Below are 17337 nucleotides of genomic sequence, written 5' to 3' on the forward strand. Positions count from 1 at the left end.
GCGCCCGGTGTGCGGCGGCCCGTCCCTCAGCCGGCCAGGACGGTGTGCAGCCCCAGGCCGGCGCCCCAGCCGACGACGACGGCCACCAGCCCCAGCCCCAGATGCGCGGCCCACAGGCGGGCGGCCGCGCCCCATCGACGGGCGAGCACGGCGTCGGCGGCCTCAGCGGCCACGGTGGACCACGTCCCCAGGGCGAGGCAGAACCCGGACACCACGGCGGACACCGCCGCGACGAGCATGAGCGCCTGCCCGTCGCCCCAGCCCCCGGACGCGTACACCAGCTCCGGCACGGCCAGGCCGACGGTGACGCCGAGGAGCAGGGCCGCCGTCGTGTTGGCGGTGAGCAGACCCCGGGGGCCGAGCCGGTCGGTCAGGCGCCCGCGCGCCAGGGCGCCGAGCGCCCCGCCCGCCGCGAGGCAGGCCAGGAGGGCCCCCTGGAAGAGAGCGAAGACCTCGTATCCCGCGCCGCTCATGCGTCCTCCTCCGAACGATCCGTCCCGACCACGCGCGACCCCGGGGCGCCCCCGGCGTGCAGGCCGAGCACGGCCGCCGCCGTCGAGAGTGCAGCCATCAGCGCGAGCACCAGCAGCACCGAGGCCGCCGCGGCGAGGACGACACCCGCCCCGGACGCCGCGGCGCCCAGCCGCACCGGCCACAGCGCCAGGGCGACGGCGCTGGAGATGGTGGTGAACGCACCGAGGAAGCCGGTTCCCAGCCCCGCCACCAGGCGTGGACGCCAGTCCGGCCCGCGGCGTCGCGAGGCCGCCCACAGCAGGCCGAGCAGGAACGAGCCGAGCACGTTCACCACGAACAGCGGCAGGGCCTGGACGAGGACGTCGACCACCCCGAACGCGCCGCCGAACGCGCCGCGGAAGTTCGGCGCCCCGGCCAGCGCGGTCACCGCGTTCATCACCCCCACACCGCACAGCACGCCCGCGGCACCGCCGAGGGCCACCGCACCCGCAGTGCGGGGCCGGCGATCTGTCCCGCGCCCGCCCCTCCGGTCGGCCGCCGGCTCCCCCCGCGCGGCCATCAGGCGCCGTCCTCGGTTTCGTCACCCGTGCGCAGGCGGGCGAGGACGTCGTCGTGGAGCAGGCCGTTCGTGGCCAGCGCGTGCCCGCCGAACGGGCCGTCCTCGCCGTCCAGCGAGGTGAAGCGGCCGCCGGCCTCGCGCACGATCGGCACCAGAGCGGCCATGTCATGCAGCTCGAGCTCGGGCTCGGCCGCGATGTCCACGGCGCCCTCGGCGACGAGCATGTAGGACCAGAAGTCGCCGAAGCCGCGCACGCGCCACACGTCCGAGGTGAGCTGCAGGAACGCGCGGATCGAGCCGCGTTCGCGCCAGCCCTCGATCGAGGAGAAGGACAGCGACGCGTCCTCGACCCGGTCCACGCCGGACACGGTGATCCGCTGAGCACGCGTGAGCGAGGTGCCCGCGAAGGCGCCCTGGCCGGCCGCGGCCCACCAGCGACGGTGCAGGGCGGGGGCGGAGACGACGCCGACGACGGGCTCGCCGTCGATCAGCAGCGCGATGAGGGTGGCCCACACGGGCACGCCGCGCACGAAGTTCTTGGTGCCGTCGATGGGGTCGACCACCCACTGCCGGCCGGAGCGGCTCAGAGATCCGCCGAACTCCTCACCCACGATGCCGTCGCGCGCCCGGGCACGGGACAGGGTCGAGCGGATGGACTCCTCGGCGGCGCGGTCCGCATCCGTGACAGGGGTGAGATCCGGCTTGGTGCTGACCTCGAGGTCCTGGGCCTTGAACCGGGACATCGTGATCGAGTCCACGTTGTCCGCCAGCATGTGGGCCAGCCGCAGGTCCTCCGTGAGGTCGCGGCCGCGGGTCGCAGGGTTCTCAGGTCGCTCCATGCCGCCCACGCTATACCGCGCGGGCCGCCTCAGTCCTCGGACGACGCCGCGTCCTCCGCCCCCGAGGGGGCCAGCCGGTTGCCGAGCAGACGCCGCAGCGAGGCCAGGCGTGCCGCTCCCGAGGGGCCGGCGTGGCCCGCGGCCACCCATGCGTCCAGGCCGCAGCCGGGGGAGTCGGCGGTGTGGGTGCAGCCGCGCGGGCAGTCCGCCAGCCCGCCGGCGAGGTCGTCGAACGCCTCCACCACGCGGTCCGGCTCGACCCAGCCCAGCCCGAAGGACCGGATGCCGGGGGTGTCCACCACCCAGGTGTCCGGCAGGGGGGCGCCGTCGTCGCCCGTCAGCGGCAGTGCGAGCGCGGACGAGGAGGTGTGCCGGCCCCGGCCGGTGACGGCGTTGACGTGGCCGGTGGCCCGTTCCGCGCCGGTGAGCGCGTTCAGCAGCGTGGACTTGCCGACGCCGGAGGGCCCCACGAACGCGCTCGTGTGCCCGATCAGCCGCTCGGCCACCCGGGCCACGAGCGAGGCGTCCAGGGCGGTGTCCCCGGTCTCGGCCTCGAAGGTCGCCGCACCGGAGGTCATCACCTCCAGGTCCAGGGCCTCGTAGTGCGCCACCAGCGCGGCCGGATCACGCAGGTCGGTCTTCGTGATGAGCAGCACCGGGTGGATGCCGGCGTCGTAGCAGGCGACCAGGGCGCGGTCGATGAAGCCGGTCCGGGGCTCCGGATTGGCCGCGGCCACCATGATCACCAGCAGGTCGGCGTTGGCCACCACCACCCGCTCGACCTCGTCCGAGTCGTCCGCCGACCGGCGCAGGACCGTGCTGCGCTCCTCGACACGGACGATGCGTGCGAGCGTGCCCTCGTCCCCGGAGAGGTCCCCGACGACGGCCACCCGGTCGCCCGTGGCGATCGGCGTGCGGCGCAGCTCGCGGGCGCGCATCGCCGTGATCCGCTCGTCCAGGCGATCCGGCAGCACCACGGCGTACCGGCCGCGGTCCACCGTGGTGACCATGCCGACCTGCGCATCCTCGTGCTTGGGCCGCTCCTTGGTGCGCGGGCGGGTGCCGCGTTTGGACGGGCGCACCCGGACATCGGACTCGTCCCACGCCGAGGGATCGAGGCGCCGGGCCATCAGCGGGCCTCCTCGGCCGCGTCGCCGGGTGCCACGAGCGCGGTCCACAGTGCGGGGAAGTCCGGCATCGTCTTCGCGGTGGTCGCCACGTCCACGATGCCGGTCCCCGGCACGCGCAGGCCGACGACGGCGGCGAAGGTCGCCATCCGGTGGTCGTGGTAGGTCTCGAGGGCGGCCGGCGACAGCGGCCCCGACGCGTCCGTGCCCGGGAAGCCGAGCGTCGTCTCTCCCTCGTCCACGGTGACCCCCAGGCGGGCGGCCTCGGCGGTGAGCGCGGCGAGCCGGTCCGTCTCATGGCCCCGCAGATGGCCGATCCCCGTCAGGCGGGTGGGCCCGGAGGCCAGCAGGGCGAGCGCGGCCGCGGTGGGGGCGAGCTCGGCCGTGTCCGCGATCTCACCGGCGCCGGTGATGCGGGGCGTGCCGTCGTCCTGGACCACCCCGGTCACCGTGAGGCGGCCGCGGGAGCGGTCCGTGCGGTCGACCGTGAGCGCCACGCTCGCCCCGAACTGCGGCAGGATCCGCCGCCAGCGGTCGCCGATCTGCGTCGTGCGGGTCGGCCAGTCCGGCACCGTCACGGAGCCGCCCGTGGCCACGGCGGCGGCCAGGAAGGGGCCCGCGTTGGACAGGTCCGGCTCGACGGTCGCCTCGTGCCCCGGGATGCGCCCCGGGGCCACGGTCCACGCCCCGGGGCCCGTCTCGGCGACGTCCACCTCGAGCGCGCGCAGCACCCCGACGGTCATCGCGACGTGCTCCGGGCTCGGCACGGTCTCCCCGGTGTGCCGCAGCCGAAGACCGCGCGGCATCCCCGCGGCCGCCAGCAGCGCGGCGGACAGGAACTGGGAGGAGCCGGAGGCGTCGACCGCGACCTCCGGCACGTCGCCGTCGGGGGCCACCGTGGCCGCGTCCGCGCGGGTCGTCGTCGTGAAGGGCAGGCGACCGGGCTCACCCTCCTCGACGACGGCCACCCCGAGCTGGCGCAGCGCGTCCAGGACCGGGGCCATCGGGCGCAGGCGCGCGCCGGTGTCGCCGTCGAAGCGGACCCGGCCGGGCCGCAGCGCGGCGACGAACGGGACGAAGCGCATGACCGTCCCCGCCAGTCCGCAGTCCACGGCGACATCCCCGGCCAGCGGCGCGCCGACCGGCATCGGATGCACCCGCAGTCCGCCGTCGGACAGGGGCTCGAACCGGGCCCCGAGCGCTGTGAGCGCCGTGCGCATCAATGCCGTGTCCCGCGACTCGAGGACGCCGTGCAGGACGCACGGACCGTCGGCGAGCGCGGCGAGCACGAGATGCCGGTTCGTCAGCGACTTCGATCCCGGCAGCCGCACCTCTCCGCGCACCGGGCCGCGCGCCACGGGCGCGGGCCAGGTCTCGGCGGCGTCGGGACGGGGGGCGGGGGAGTGCGCGGCGGCACGCGTGGGGCGGGTCACCGGACCAGCCTATCCGGCGGCTGTCGGCCGGGGTCGGCCTGTCGCGGGGGAATACCTGGAACGCTCCTGGCGCTCCACTGGACGACCCCGTACCCGTGTCGGCGCACCGGTCCCGCTCGCCGCGGACCGCAGCCGGAGAGGAGCCCCGCATGAGCGCCGCCCTGCTGACGCATCCCTCCCGGACCGTAGACTGGCCCGCGATGAGCACTGACAACAGCCGGCCGGAATTCGCCCGGCCCGAGGACGCCCCCGAGCACGACCGCGCCGACATCGACGTCGCCGCCGAGTCCGAACAGCAGCGCCGTGCCCGGTTCGAGCGTGACGCCCTCGAGTTCGTGGACCAGTTGTACTCCGCTGCGCTGCGCATGACGCGCAACCCGCAGGACGCCGAGGACCTGGTCCAGGAGGCGTACACGAAGGCCTACTCCTCGTTCCACCAGTACCGGCCCGGCACCAACCTCAAGGCCTGGCTCTACCGGATCCTCACGAACACGTACATCAACCTCTACCGCAAGCGGCAGCGCCAGCCCCTCGAGGCGGACAACCCTGAGGTGGAGGACTGGCAGATGGCCCGGGCCGCCGAGCACACCTCCGGTGGCCTGCGCTCGGCCGAGACGGAGGCCCTCGACCGGCTGCCCGACTCCCAGGTGAAGGACGCCCTGCAGGCGATCCCGGAGGAGTTCCGGCTCGCCGTCTACTTCGCGGACGTGGAGGGCTTCGCCTACAAGGAGATCGCCGAGATCCTCGACGTGCCGATCGGCACCGTCATGTCGCGGCTGCACCGCGGCCGCAAGCAGCTGCGCGAGCGCCTCGCGGACTACGCGGCCGCGCGCGGCATCAAGGCCCAGCCGAAGAAGAAGACCGGGCGCGGCGGCACGAAGCAGACCGAGACGAGCACGAAGGAGGCCACGCGATGACCGCGGACCAGCACGGCCATGAGTGCCGCGACGCCCAGGACGCCTCCCTGGAGCGGCTGTACCAGTACCTGGACGGCGCCCTGACGCCCGAGGACATCGAGCAGGTGCGCGCCCACGTGGCGGAGTGTCCGGACTGCCGGCACCAGAAGGAGCTCGAAGAGCTCATCCGCTCGGCGGTGCGTCGGTGCTGCCAGGAGAAGGCGCCCGCGCAGCTGCGGGCCACCATCATGACCCGCATCACCCAGATCTCGACGACGACCGTCACCTGGGGCTGACACCGCGACATGCGGACCCGTGGGCACCCGATCGGGCGCCCCGACGATGACGAAGGGCCGTCCCCTGAGGGGACGGCCCTTCGTGGTCTGCGGTCGCCGGGTGGCACCCGGCCGGTCCGCGACGCCGATCAGCGGATCAGGCGTTGGGACGCTTGCCGTGGTTGGCGCCGTTCCTGCGGCGGTCGCGACGCTTGCGTGCACGCTTGCTCATGACGTCTCCCTTCAACGAGTCGGTCGGTGGTCCATTCTGTCACATCAGGCCGTGGGCTCAGGCAGACCGAGCCACTGGTACCAGCCCCGGTGCAGCACGAGCCACGCGATGAGCCCGTGGCCCGCCTGGCCCGGCCGGCCCTGGCCGGAGGCGAGGTCCGCGCGCCACTGCTCGTGTCCCACCAGCGGGGTGAACGTGTCCACGTACACGTGGTTGCGCCGGTCGGCCACATCCAGGTAGGCGGCGTTGAGCTCGGCGAGCCGGGCGTTGCGCTGCTCGTCCAGGGTGGGCGTGGGGCCCACCACGAGCACCGGGATGTTCCGCTGCGAGGCGGTGTCCAGGACGTTGGCCAGGTTCAGCCGCGAGCGGGCGGTCGAGGTGGCCTCCAGGTCCAGGTCCGCGTCGGACAGGGCCACGACGAGGCGGTTCTCCGTCTCCTCGGAGAAGCGCCGCGAGGCCTCGCCCCACCAGCGCTCGTTGAGGTCCTCGGTGGTCTCGTGCGGCACGGCCAGCACGTAGTTCTCCAGCTCCACGTCGGGGGCCTGGGTGCGGGCGAGCACGCGGCCCCACCAGCCGATGGCGCGGGCGTCGCCCGCACCGGCCAGCAGCTGGTCGCCGACGGCGGCGATCCGGATCCGGCGGTTGTGCACAGTGTGTCCTTTCGTCGGCCGATCCGGCGCCGCCGCCGCACCGGAGGGTGCGGCGGCGGCGCAGGGTCGGTCCGGGTCAGCGGCCGAAGGCGGCGTCCAGCAGCGTGCTGAGCTCCTGGTCGTGGCGGCCCTTGGTGCCCGCGGAGGTCGCGGCCGAGGCCGGGCGGGACACGAGGGTCACGGGGCCGTCGAGCTGCGGCACGAGGTTCAGTGCCATGAACGGCCACGGGCCCTGGTTCGCGGGCTCGTCCTGCACCCAGGTGACGTCGGCGACCGGGTAGGCGCGGAGCGCCTTGCGGATCTCGTCGAGCGGCAGCGGGTAGAGCTGCTCCACCCGCACGATCGCGGTGGACGTGTCACCGGACTTCTCGCGGCGGGCGAGCAGGTCGTAGTACAGCCGGCCGGAGACCAGCACCACGCGCGTGACGTCCTTGGCGTCCACCCCGGCGTCCGGGATGACCGGCTGGAAGCCGCCCTCGGTGAAGTCCTCCACCGAGTTCGCGGCGGCCTTGAGGCGCAGCAGCTGCTTCGGGGTGAACACGATGAGGGGCCGACGCGGGCGGGCGTAGGCGTGCTCGCGCAGCAGGTGGAAGTGGTTCGCGCCCGTGGAGGGGTTGACCACGCGCATGTTGTCCTCGGCGCACATCTGCAGGAAGCGCTCGATGCGGGCGGAGGAGTGGTCCGGCCCCTGTCCCTCGTAGCCGTGGGGGAGGAGCAGGACCACGGACGAGGTCTGCGACCACTTCTGATCGGCCGAGGAGATGAACTCGTCGATGATCGTCTGCGCGCCGTTCACGAAGTCGCCGAACTGGGCCTCCCACAGCACGAGGGCGTCGGAGCGCTCCACGGAGTAGCCGTACTCGAAGCCGAGGGCGGCGTACTCGGACAGCAGCGAGTTGTAGACCCAGAACTTCGCCTGGTCCTCGGAGAGGTGCCTCAGCGGCGCCCACGTGTCGCCGGTGATCCGGTCGTGGAACACCGAGTGGCGCTGCGTGAAGGTGCCGCGCTGGGAGTCCTGGCCCGCCAGGCGGACCGGCACGCCCTCCATGAGCAGCGAGCCGAAGGCCGCCAGCTCGGCGAAGCCCCAGTCGATGCCGCCGTCGACGGCCATCTTGGCGCGGCGCTCGAGCAGGGCCGCGAGCTTGGGGTGGACCGTAAAGCCCTCGGGCACGTCGATGTGCGCCTGCCCGATGGCCCGCAGCGTCTCGGCCGAGATGGCCGTGGACGCCGGCGCCTCCGGGGCCGCGTCCCGGTCCTCGGCCGGGCGGAGGCCCTCGTCGCCGGAGGTGGGCGCGTCCTCGTGGGTCTCCGCGAAGACCCGCTCCAGCTGCTGCTGGTAGTCCTTCAGGGCGCTGTCCGCCTCCTCCTGCGTGATGTCGCCGCGGCCCACGAGGGACTCGACGTACAGCTTGCGGGTGGAGCGCTTCTGCTCGATGAGGTTGTACATGCGCGGCTGCGTCATCGACGGGTCGTCGCCCTCGTTGTGGCCGCGGCGGCGGTAGCAGACGAGGTCGATGACGACGTCCTTGTTGAACCGCTGGCGGTACTCGAAGGCGAGCTGGGCCACGTGCACCACGGACTCCGGCTCGTCGCCGTTGACGTGGAAGATCGGGGCCTGGATGGTCTTGGCCACGTCGGTGGAGTACACCGCGGAGCGCGCCTGGGTCGGCGGCGTGGTGAAGCCCACCTGGTTGTTCACGATCACGTGGATCGTGCCGCCGGTGCGGTAGCCGGGCAGCTGCGAGAGCTGCAGGACCTCGGTCACGACGCCCTGGCCCGCGAAGGCCGCGTCGCCGTGCACGAGGATCGGCAGCACGGAGAAGGAGTCCGGGCGCTGGCCACCCAGATCGAGGCGGTCCTGCTTGGCGCGCACGACGCCCTCGAGGACCGGGTCCACAGCCTCCAGATGCGAGGGGTTCGCGGCGAGATACACGCGGGTGCTGTTGCCGGCGTCGGACACGAAGGTGCCCTCGGTGCCCATGTGGTACTTCACGTCGCCCGAGCCCGAGGCGCCGCCCGGGGTGGCCCCCTCGAACTCGCGGAAGACCTGGCTGTAGGTCTTGCCGGCGATGTTGGTGAGCACGTTCAGGCGACCGCGGTGCGCCATGCCGATGGCGACCTCGTCCAGTCCGGCGTCGGCGGCGTCGCCGAGGATGCCGTCCAGCAGCGGGATGAGGGACTCGCCGCCCTCCAGGGAGAAGCGCTTCTGGCCGATGTACTTGGTCTGCAGGAACGTCTCGAACGCCTCCGCGGCGTTGAGGCGGCCCAGGATGCGCAGCTGCTCCTCGCGGGTGGGCTTGGCGTACGGCTGCTCGAGCTTCTCCTGCAACCAGGCGCGCTCGGCCGGGTCCTGGATGTGCATGTACTCGACGCCGATGGCGCGGCAGTACGCGTCACGCAGCACGCCGAGGATCTTGCGCAGGGTCAGGCTGCTCGCCCCGCCGAAGCCGCCGGTGGGCCACTCGCGGTCCAGGTCCCACAGGGTGAGCCCGTGCTCGCGGATGTCGAGGTCCGGGTGGTAGGCCATCGAGTACTCGAGCGGGTCCACGTTGGCCAGCAGGTGGCCGCGGTCCCGGTATGCGTGGATGAGCTGCTGGATGCGGGCGACCTTGCCGACCTGCTCCTCCGGGTTCACCTGCACGTCCTGGGCCCAGCGGACGGGCTCGTAGGGGATGCGCAGGGAGTGGAAGACCTCGTCGTAGAAGCCGTCCTCGCCCAGCAGGAGGCCGTGCACGATCTTCAGGAACTCGCCCGAGCCGGCGCCCTGGATCACGCGGTGGTCGTACGTGGAGGTGAGGGTGATCGTCTTGGAGATCGCCAGGTCGTGCAGCGTGGACTCGGCGGCGCCCTGGAAGGCGGCCGGATAGGTCAGCGCGCCGACGCCGATGATGGCGGCCTGGCCCTGGGACAGGCGGGGCACCGAGTGCACGGTGCCGATGCCGCCCGGGTTGGTCAGGGAGACCGTGGTGCCGGCGTAGTCGTCCATCGTCAGCTTGTTCTTGCGGGCGCGCTGGACGAGGTCGTCGTACGCCTTCCAGAAGCCGCGGAAGTCGAGGGTCTCGGCGGCCTTCACGTTCGGGACCACGAGCGCGCGGGTGCCGTCCGGGCGGGGCAGGTCGATGGCCAGGCCGAAGTTCACGTGGGCCGGCTCCACCATGGTGGGCTTGCCGTCGCGCTCCTCGTAGGTCACGTTCATCGAGGGCATGGCCGCGAGCGCGCGGACCACGGCGTAGCCGATGAGGTGGGTGAAGGAGACCTTGCCGCCGCGGGTGCGGGCCAGGTGGCTGTTGATGACCACGCGGTTGTCGATCAGCACCTTGGCCGGCAGGTCGCGCACGGTGGTGGCGGTGGGCATGGATAGGGAGGCGTCCATGTTCGTGGCCACGGCCTTGGCCATGCCCTTGAGGACGGTGGCCTTCTCCTGCTTCTCGTCCGCGGTGGTGGCGGTGTCGGCGGGCTCGGAGGGCACGGCCTGGGCCGCCGGGGTCTTCTTGGGCTTGGGGCCGGTGCTGACCGAGGTCTCCTTGGGCTGCGCACCCCGGGCCGGGGCGGTCGCCGCCTTCGGCTCGGTCACCTTGGCGGTGGCCTTCGGCTCGGCCTTGGCGGCGGTCTTCGGCTCGGTCTTGGCGGCGGCCTTCGGCTCGGCCTCGGCGGCGGGGGCGCTGGCCTCGAGACGGGCGAAGATCTGTGCCCACTGCCGGTCCACGGAACCGGAGTCCTCGCGGTACTTCCGGTAGATCTCGGCCACCAGCCGTTCGTTCCCCGGGAACTCCTGTGCGAGCCGGTCCGACGTGAGTTCTGGCACTGTGTAACGCCTCTTCCTGAGCCTTGGGATGCGATGTGCTGCGCCGGGCCACCCGCGCGGCGCGCGTGGGGCCGGGAACGCCTCGAGACATCATAGTTCTTCGACGCCCCCGGTCGGAATGCCGCGGCCTCGGCTCGACTCCGCTCCCGGCGGACGCGCGGGGGCCTCACGGCGTCCGCCTCGTCTGGGAGACTGACGCCATGCGCTTCCTCACCGACCCGGCCGTCGACCTGACGTACAACGACGTCTTCCTCGTGCCCTCACACTCGGACGTCGCCAGTCGCATGGACGTGGACATCGCCCCGGATGACGGCACGGGCGCCACCATCCCCCTGGTCTCCGCCAACATGACCGCCGTCACCGGGCGCCGGATGGTCGAGACCATGGCCCGGCGCGGCGGTCTCGGGATCCTGCCGCAGGACATCCCGGCGGACGTGATCCGGGACGTCGTGCGTCGGGTGAAGGCGGCCCACCCCGTGGCGGACACCGCCCTGACCGTCGGCCCGCAGGACACGGTGCTGGACCTGCTCCACCTCGTGGACCGCCGCAACCACGGGGCCGTCTGCGTGGTGGACGCGCACGGCGGGCTGCTCGGCGTGGTCCGCCCCCAGGACTGCGAGGACGTGGACCGCTTCACCTCGGCCGCCTCCGTCATGCACCCTCCGGTGGTGACCCTCACGCTCGCCGAGCTCGGCGGCACGGACGGCGCCCCGGACAAGGACGCGCTGCGGGCGGCCTTCGAGCGCCTGCACGCCGCGCACCAGGAGATGGCCCCCGTCGTGGACCCGGCGGTGGGCACCGCCGCCCCCGTGCTGCGCGGGGTCGTCACCGCGGCGGGCCTGCTGCGCTCGTCCTTGTTCACGCCCGGTCTCGACGACGGCGGACGGCTCCGGGTCGGCGCCGCCGTCGGCATCAACGGGGCGGTGGGGGAGAAGGCCGCCGCCCTGGTCGAGGCCGGCGTCGACGTGCTCGTCGTGGACACCGCGCACGGTCATCAGCAGACCATGCTGGATGCGCTCGCCGCCGTGCGGGCCCTCGACCCCGGTGTGCCCGTGGTGGCCGGCAACGTCGTCTCCGGCGACGGCGTCCGGGACCTGGTCGCGGCGGGCGCGGACATCGTCAAGGTGGGCGTGGGCCCGGGCGCGATGTGCACCACGCGCATGCAGACCGCGGTGGGCCGACCGCAGTTCTCGGCGGTCCTGGAGTGCGCCGCCGCGGCCCGCGAGCTCGGGGCACGCGTGTGGGCGGACGGCGGGGTGAAGCACCCGCGGGACGTGGCGCTCGCGCTGGCCGCCGGAGCCAGCTCGGTGATGATCGGCTCGTGGTTCGCGGGGACGCTCGAGTCTCCGGGCGACCTCGTGCACGGTCCGGACGGTCGGCGGTACAAGGAGAGCTTCGGCATGGCCTCGGCCCGCGCGGTCCAGCACCGCACCCGCCACGAGGACGCCTTCACCAAGGCCCGCAAGGCGATGTTCGAGGAGGGCATCTCCTCCTCGCGCATGTACGTGGACCCGCGCCGCCCCTCGGTGGAGGACCTGCTGGACACCATCACGTCCGGTGTGCGCTCGTCGCTGACCTACGCCGGCGCCCACGACCTGGCGGAGTTCCGTGAGCGCGCCGTCGTCGGCCTGCAGTCCGCGGCGGGCTACGAGGAGGGCCGGCCGGTCGCCTCGTCGTGGTGAGGCGGCCGCATGCCCCTGCTCGTTCCGCCGGGGCCTGACGCCCCTATACTGGGCGGACTATGGATCACCCTGACACCTGTGTGCCAGACCGCTCGTCCGCCCACGCGGACGCGGCCGGATCGGAGCCTTCCAGTCCCGGTGCCCCGCACCGCCGCCCGGCCCGCCGTCGAGGGGGTGAGGTCGGGTGGAGTGGCTCCTGCTGATCCTCGGCCTGGCCCTGATCGTGGGCACCGGGTTCTTCGTGGCCGTCGAGTTCGCCATGATCGCGATCGACGTGCCCACCGTGCAGCGCATGGTGGACGCGGGTGACCGCGGCGCCGAGCCCCTGCTGCGCTGTCTCAAGTCACTCTCGACCCAGCTCTCCGCGTGCCAGCTGGGCATCACCCTGACCACACTGCTCACCGGCTACGTGATGGACCCGGCGATCAGCCGGCTCATCGACCCGCTGCTGCTCCAGGTGGGGCTGCCGGCCGGCGTGGTGGGCACCGTCTCGCTCGTCGTCGCGATGGTCGTGGCGACCCTGCTCTCGATGCTCCTCGGCGAGCTGATCCCCAAGAACATGTCCATCGCCGAGCCCATGGCGATCGGCCGCGCACTCGCCCGGCCCCAGCTCGTGTTCAGCACCGTGTTCAAGCCGGCGATCCTGGTCCTGAACGGGTTCTCCAACGGCGTGCTGGCCCGCGTGGGCATCGAGGCCAAGGAGGAGATCTCCGGCGCCCGCAGCCCCGAGGAGCTCTCCTCGCTGGTCCGCCGCTCGGCCCAGCTGGGCACGCTCGACGCGCAGACCGCCACGTTCCTGGACCGGACGCTGCGCTTCGCGGACCGCACCGCCGCGGACGTGATGACCCCGCGCATCCGCGTGGAGACGGTGAGGGAGGACCAGGCTCTGCCCGAGGTCCTGGACCTGGCCCGCAGCACCGGCTACTCGCGGTTCCCCGTGATCGGCGACTCCTCGGACGACATCCGCGGCGTGGTGCACGTGAAGAAGGTCGTGGCCGTGCCGCGGGAGCGCCGCGCCGACCTCGAGGCCGGTGCACTGATGACGGAGGTCATCCGCGTGCCGGAGACCGTGCACCTGGACCAGCTGCTGGCCGAGCTGCGCGACGCGAACCTGCAGATGGCCGTCGTCGTGGACGAGTACGGGGGCACCGCAGGGGTGGTCACGCTCGAGGACGTGGTGGAGGAGATCGTCGGCGAGGTCGCGGACGAGCACGACCGCGTCACCCCGGGGGTCCTCCAGACGGCCTCCGGCCGCTGGTACTTCCCGGCGGAGCTGCGGCCCGACGAGGTGCGGACCCAGATCCCGGCCCTCGTGGTGCCGGAGGACGGGGCCTACGAGACCGTCGGCGGGTACATCCTGGCCCGACTGGGGCGCCTGGCGGAGGTCGGGGACGTGGTGGACGTGGACGGCGGCACCCTGACGGTCGAGCGGATGGACGGCCGCCGCATCGAGCGCGTGCGCTTCGACCCGGCCGCTGAGGACGAGGAGACGCGCGCATGAACGGGGACGTCGTCGGACTGCTGTGGCTGGTGGTCCTGTTGGCCGCCAACGCCTTCTTCGTGGCGGGCGAGTTCGCCGTCATGGGCGCCCGCCGGGCGCAGATCGAGCCGCGGGCCGAGGCCGGCTCCCGCCAGGCCCAGGTGGCGCTCTACGCGATGGAGCACGTCTCCCAGATGCTGGCCGTCTGCCAGCTCGGCATCACGGTGTGCTCCCTGCTCATCCTCAACGTGTCCGAGCCGGCGCTGCACCACCTGCTCGTCGTCCCGATGGCCGCCCTCGGGGTCCCGTCCGCGGCGGCGGACGTGACCGCCTTCGTGCTCGCGCTGCTGGTGGTCACCTTCCTGCACGTGACCCTGGGCGAGATGGTGCCCAAGAACGCCGCCGTCTCGTTCGCGGACCGCGCCGTGATGCTGCTGGCCCAGCCGCTCGTGTGGCTCTCGAAGCTGCTGCATCCCGTCGTGGCCGCGCTGAACTGGACGGCCAACCTCGTGCTGCACGCCCTGCGCATCGAGCCGAAGGACGAGGTGGCCTCCTCCTACACGCTCGAGGAGGTGCAGTCGATCGTGGCCGAGTCCACCCGCTCGGGCACCCTGGAGGACGAGTCCGGCGTGCTGCACTCGGCCCTCGAGTTCTCGGACCACCGGGCCGGGGACGTGATGGTGCCGCTCGAGCGGGTCGTCACCGTCCCCGAGGGGATCACGCCGCACGACTTCGAGTGGACCGTGGGCCGCGTGGGCTTCTCCCGGTTCGTGGTCGAGGACCCCGACGGCGGCTACACCGGCTACCTGCACCTGAAGGACGTCCTCACCGTGGGCCCGTCGGGACACGACGAGCCGATCCCGCTCACGCGCGTGCGCTCGCTGGCCAACGTGCGGCTCGAGGACGAGGTCGAGGACGCACTCGCGCTCATGCAGCGCACGGGCTCCCACCTCGCCCGGGTCATCACGCCCGAGGGCGAGACCGCGGGCATCCTCTTCCTCGAGGACGTGCTCGAGGAGCTCGTCGGGGAGATCAACGACGTGACGCAGTCGCCACGTCGGTTCCGGCCCGCGTGAGCGTCGCGCGGGCGGCGCGGTGCTACTGTTGAGAACCGATTTCACACATCCTCCCGACACGAACGAGGTCGCCCCATGCTCCGCCGCCGTCGTCTGCCCGCCCTGACCGGGGCCCTCACCGCGCTCACCCTGAGCCTCGCCGCGTGCGGCGGGACCAGCGGCGACTCCGCGGGCGAGCAGGCCGCGGGCGCCTCTGCTGCCGCCGGGTCCGGCTCGGCCGCGGGCGCGCCCGTGGCCGTCGCCACGACGACGCAGCTCGGCTCCGTGCTCGACCGCGTGGTCGCGTGCGCCGACGCCCGCAGCGTCACGGTGATGGGCCCGGGGGATGATCCGCACGACTTCTCCGCCTCGTCCGCGCAGGTGAAGGACATGGTCTCCTCCGGCCTCGTGTTCTCCAACGGCCTCGGCCTCGAGGGCGGCATGGAGTCCGCCCTCGCCAACGCCGAGGCGGACGGCGCGACCGTCGTCGAGGTGGCGCCCCAGCTGGATCCGCTGCCCTTCGGCGGCCATGACCACGCCGAGGAGGGGGCGGGCCACGAGGGCCATGACCACGGGTCCGAGGACCCGCACGTCTGGATGGACGTCGCCCGCATGGCGAGGGCCGCCGAGCTGATGGGCGACACGCTCGCCCAGGAGCGGGGTGACGAGAGGTTCGCCGAGTGCGGCGCGACCGTGCGCGGGGAGCTCGAGCAGACGGACACGCAGGTCCGGGAGATCCTCGCCGGGGTCCCGGAGGACCGCCGCACGCTGGTCACGGACCACGACGCCTACGGCTACTTCAGCGAGGCCTACGACTTCACCGTGTCCGGCGTCGTCGTCCCGGGCGGCTCCACCGACGGCGAGCCCTCCTCCCAGGAGATCGCCGAGCTCGCCCGGTCCATCCGCGACGGCGGCGCAGACGCCGTGATCACGTCCGTGGGCGCGCGCAACAGCCTCGTGGACACCGTGGCCGAGGAGGCCGGCGACCTGCCGGTCATCGAGGTCTACGAGGGCGGCGTCGGCCCGAAGGACACCCCGGAGGCGGACTACGCCGAGGCCATGCTCCTCAACGCCCGCACCCTCGCCGACGCGCTGGAGGGCTGAGGATGGACTGGCTGCTCGAGCCCTTCCAGATGGGATTCCAGCAGCGCGCCCTCGTCGGCGGACTCATCGCCGTGGTGATGTGCTCGGTCGTGGGCACGTGGCTGGTGCTGCGCGGGATGAGCTTCTTCGGGGACGCGTTCGTGCACGGTGTCCTGCCGGGCATCGCCCTGGCGGTCGTCACCGGTGGCAGCCCCCACCTCGGTGCGGCGGTGGCCGCCGTCGTCATGATGGCGGGCATCTCGCTGGTGCACCGGGCCACCACCCTCAAGGAGGACACCGCCATCGGCCTGCTCTTCGTGGGGATGATGGCCCTGGGCGTGGTGATCATCTCCAAGTCGGACTCCTACACGGGATCGCTCACGTCGATCCTGTTCGGCGATGTGCTGGGGGTCAGCGTGGACGGCATCGTGACCCAGGCGGTCATCGCCGTCGTGGTGATCGCCCTGGCCCTGCTGCTCTACCGGCCCCTGCTGGCACTGAGCTTCTCCGAGGTCAAGGCGCGCTCGCTGGGCATGCGACCGGGGCTGACGCACACGCTGCTGCTGGTGATGATCGGCGCGGCCGTGATCGGTTCGTTCCAGGCGGTGGGCACGGTGCTCGTGTTCGGCCTCCTCGTGGGACCGCCCGCGACGGCGGCGCTGCTGACGCGCAGCGTGCCCCAGATGATGCTCGTCTCCGTCGTGATCGGCGCGGCGTGCGTCGTCACCGGGCTCACCCTCAGCTACCGGCTGGGCACGGCGGGTTCGGCCACCATGGCGCTCATGCCGATCCTGCTGTTCTTCGTGGTGCTCGCCGTCCGCGCCGCCGTGCTGGCGCTCCTGGGCCGGCACGTGCGCTCGCGCGCGCAGCGTGAGCAGGAGGCGCCGGTCGTGGCCCTGCCCGGAGCGGAGGCCCCCCGATGAACGCGTCCTTCCCCGCGGGCGCCGCGGCGACCCCGCCTCCCCTCGCGGTCGCCCGGGCGCTCGAACTGCGCCACGGCTCGCACGTGGCCGTCCGACCCTCCGACTTCACCCTGCCGGCCCGGCGGCTGATCGCGGTGATCGGGCCCAACGGCTCCGGCAAGTCCACGCTGCTGACCGCCCTGGCGGGCCTGAGCGACCCGGCCTCCGGTGCGCTGGAGGTGCTCGGCGAGAACCCGCGGCGGCGCTCGCAGCGCACCTCCTTCGTGATGCAGTCCATCGGCGTGCCCCAGGGAGTGCCGGTGACGGTGCGCGACGTCGTCGGGATGGGCCGGTACCCCACGCTCGGGTGGTTCCGCCCGTTCCGGAAGCAGGACCGGGACATCGTGCGGGCCGCCATGGAGCGCATGCAGGTCGCGGACCTGGCACGGCGGCACCTCGACCAGCTCTCCGGCGGCCAGCGCCAGCGCGCCTACGTGGCCCAGGGCCTCGCCCAGGACCACGACGTGCTGCTGCTCGACGAGCCGATGACGGGCCTCGACATCGTCTCCGCCCGCACGATCGACGACCTCCTCCACGAGGAGCCGACGCGCGGGGTGTCCGTGGTCTACACGACCCACGATCTCGACGAGGCCGCGGAGGCGGACCATGTGGTCCTGATGGGCGGGCGTGTCGTGGCCTCCGGCCCGCCGCGGAACGTGCTCACGGTCGAGAACCTGGACATCGCCTACGGCCGGGGCGCCCTGCACGGGCCCTCCACGGCGGTCGAGGACCCGGCGGACTTCCTGGACGACCCCGCGGGCGGCATCCGCCACTGACCGGGGCCC

General features: G+C 73.1%; 16 protein-coding genes. 8 read left to right on the forward strand and 8 right to left on the reverse strand.

All coding sequences use genetic code 11. The annotated features are described in order from the left end of the window. Positions 1–26: 26 nt before the first annotated feature. The 5 genes from FLM69_RS00165 to aroA all read right to left on the reverse strand — a co-directional run bounded on the left by FLM69_RS00165 (position 27) and on the right by aroA (position 4432). Complete coding sequence (locus tag FLM69_RS00165; RefSeq protein WP_036381759.1) at positions 27–473, reverse strand: CrcB family protein; 447 nt, start codon at positions 471–473, stop codon at positions 27–29. Beyond that, the gene (locus FLM69_RS00170) at positions 470–955 is read right to left on the reverse strand and encodes a CrcB family protein (protein WP_061867906.1); all 486 of its coding nucleotides are present in this window, start codon (positions 953–955) and stop codon (positions 470–472) included. The genes FLM69_RS00165 and FLM69_RS00170 overlap by 4 nt, the downstream gene beginning before the upstream one ends. A gap of 77 nt (positions 956–1032) precedes the next feature. Then, positions 1033–1872: a histidinol-phosphatase gene (gene hisN, locus FLM69_RS00175; protein ID WP_036334996.1), complete on the reverse strand. Its 840-nt coding sequence runs from the start codon at positions 1870–1872 to the stop codon at positions 1033–1035. A 29-nt stretch (positions 1873–1901) separates the two neighbouring features. Then, the gene (rsgA, locus tag FLM69_RS00180) at positions 1902–3002 is read right to left on the reverse strand and encodes a ribosome small subunit-dependent GTPase A (protein WP_044659234.1); all 1101 of its coding nucleotides are present in this window, start codon (positions 3000–3002) and stop codon (positions 1902–1904) included. Beyond that, on the reverse strand, positions 3002–4432 hold the full coding sequence (gene aroA, locus FLM69_RS00185) for a 3-phosphoshikimate 1-carboxyvinyltransferase (RefSeq protein WP_135019364.1): 1431 nt from the start codon (positions 4430–4432) through the stop codon (positions 3002–3004). The genes rsgA and aroA overlap by 1 nt, the downstream gene beginning before the upstream one ends. Before the next feature lie 200 nt (positions 4433–4632). Here aroA and FLM69_RS00190 point away from each other — a divergent pair, with 200 nt between their 5' ends. Both FLM69_RS00190 and rsrA read left to right on the forward strand, forming a co-directional pair. Further along, positions 4633–5349 carry a sigma-70 family RNA polymerase sigma factor gene (locus tag FLM69_RS00190; protein ID WP_036314006.1) on the forward strand — a complete coding sequence of 239 codons (717 nt, stop codon included), beginning with the start codon at positions 4633–4635 and terminating at the stop codon, positions 5347–5349. Continuing rightward, on the forward strand, positions 5346–5624 hold the full coding sequence (rsrA, locus tag FLM69_RS00195) for a mycothiol system anti-sigma-R factor (RefSeq protein WP_036381745.1): 279 nt from the start codon (positions 5346–5348) through the stop codon (positions 5622–5624). Before FLM69_RS00190 ends, rsrA begins: the two co-directional genes overlap by 4 nt. A 136-nt stretch (positions 5625–5760) precedes the next feature. Here rsrA and FLM69_RS11695 read toward each other — a convergent pair whose 3' ends face one another. The 3 genes from FLM69_RS11695 to FLM69_RS00205 form a co-directional block, all read right to left on the reverse strand. Next, on the reverse strand, positions 5761–5835 hold the full coding sequence (locus tag FLM69_RS11695) for a 50S ribosomal protein bL37 (RefSeq protein WP_095346645.1): 75 nt from the start codon (positions 5833–5835) through the stop codon (positions 5761–5763). Between the two features lie 44 nt (positions 5836–5879). Continuing rightward, positions 5880–6485 (reverse strand): GDSL-type esterase/lipase family protein, encoded by a 606-nt coding sequence (locus tag FLM69_RS00200; protein WP_041104309.1) that lies wholly within the window; start codon positions 6483–6485, stop codon positions 5880–5882. 76 nt (positions 6486–6561) lie between these two features. Further along, positions 6562–10290 carry a multifunctional oxoglutarate decarboxylase/oxoglutarate dehydrogenase thiamine pyrophosphate-binding subunit/dihydrolipoyllysine-residue succinyltransferase subunit gene (locus tag FLM69_RS00205; RefSeq protein ID WP_135040049.1) on the reverse strand — a complete coding sequence of 1243 codons (3729 nt, stop codon included), beginning with the start codon at positions 10288–10290 and terminating at the stop codon, positions 6562–6564. 200 nt (positions 10291–10490) lie between these two features. On the opposite strand from FLM69_RS00205, the gene FLM69_RS00210 reads away from it, so the two are divergent. The 6 genes from FLM69_RS00210 (at position 10491) to FLM69_RS00235 (ending at position 17328) form a co-directional block, all read left to right on the forward strand. Beyond that, entirely contained in the window at positions 10491–11972 is a 1482-nt protein-coding gene (locus tag FLM69_RS00210; RefSeq protein ID WP_141842604.1) for a GuaB1 family IMP dehydrogenase-related protein, read from the forward strand. A 184-nt stretch (positions 11973–12156) separates the two neighbouring features. Continuing rightward, entirely contained in the window at positions 12157–13473 is a 1317-nt protein-coding gene (locus FLM69_RS00215; RefSeq protein WP_041104315.1) for a hemolysin family protein, read from the forward strand. Then, positions 13470–14528, forward strand: coding sequence for a hemolysin family protein (locus FLM69_RS00220; RefSeq protein WP_041104317.1), 1059 nt, complete (start codon positions 13470–13472; stop codon positions 14526–14528). Before FLM69_RS00215 ends, FLM69_RS00220 begins: the two co-directional genes overlap by 4 nt. Before the next feature lie 75 nt (positions 14529–14603). Then, entirely contained in the window at positions 14604–15611 is a 1008-nt protein-coding gene (locus tag FLM69_RS00225) for a metal ABC transporter substrate-binding protein (protein WP_041104319.1), read from the forward strand. A 2-nt stretch (positions 15612–15613) separates the two neighbouring features. Next, positions 15614–16513 carry a metal ABC transporter permease gene (locus FLM69_RS00230; protein ID WP_041104321.1) on the forward strand — a complete coding sequence of 300 codons (900 nt, stop codon included), beginning with the start codon at positions 15614–15616 and terminating at the stop codon, positions 16511–16513. Continuing rightward, complete coding sequence (locus FLM69_RS00235) at positions 16510–17328, forward strand: metal ABC transporter ATP-binding protein (protein WP_141842605.1); 819 nt, start codon at positions 16510–16512, stop codon at positions 17326–17328. Before FLM69_RS00230 ends, FLM69_RS00235 begins: the two co-directional genes overlap by 4 nt. The last annotated feature ends 9 nt before the right edge of the window (positions 17329–17337 follow it).

The organism is Micrococcus sp. R8502A1 (assembly GCF_006704135.1).
GTDB classification, from domain to species: Bacteria; Actinomycetota; Actinomycetes; order Actinomycetales; family Micrococcaceae; genus Micrococcus; species Micrococcus luteus.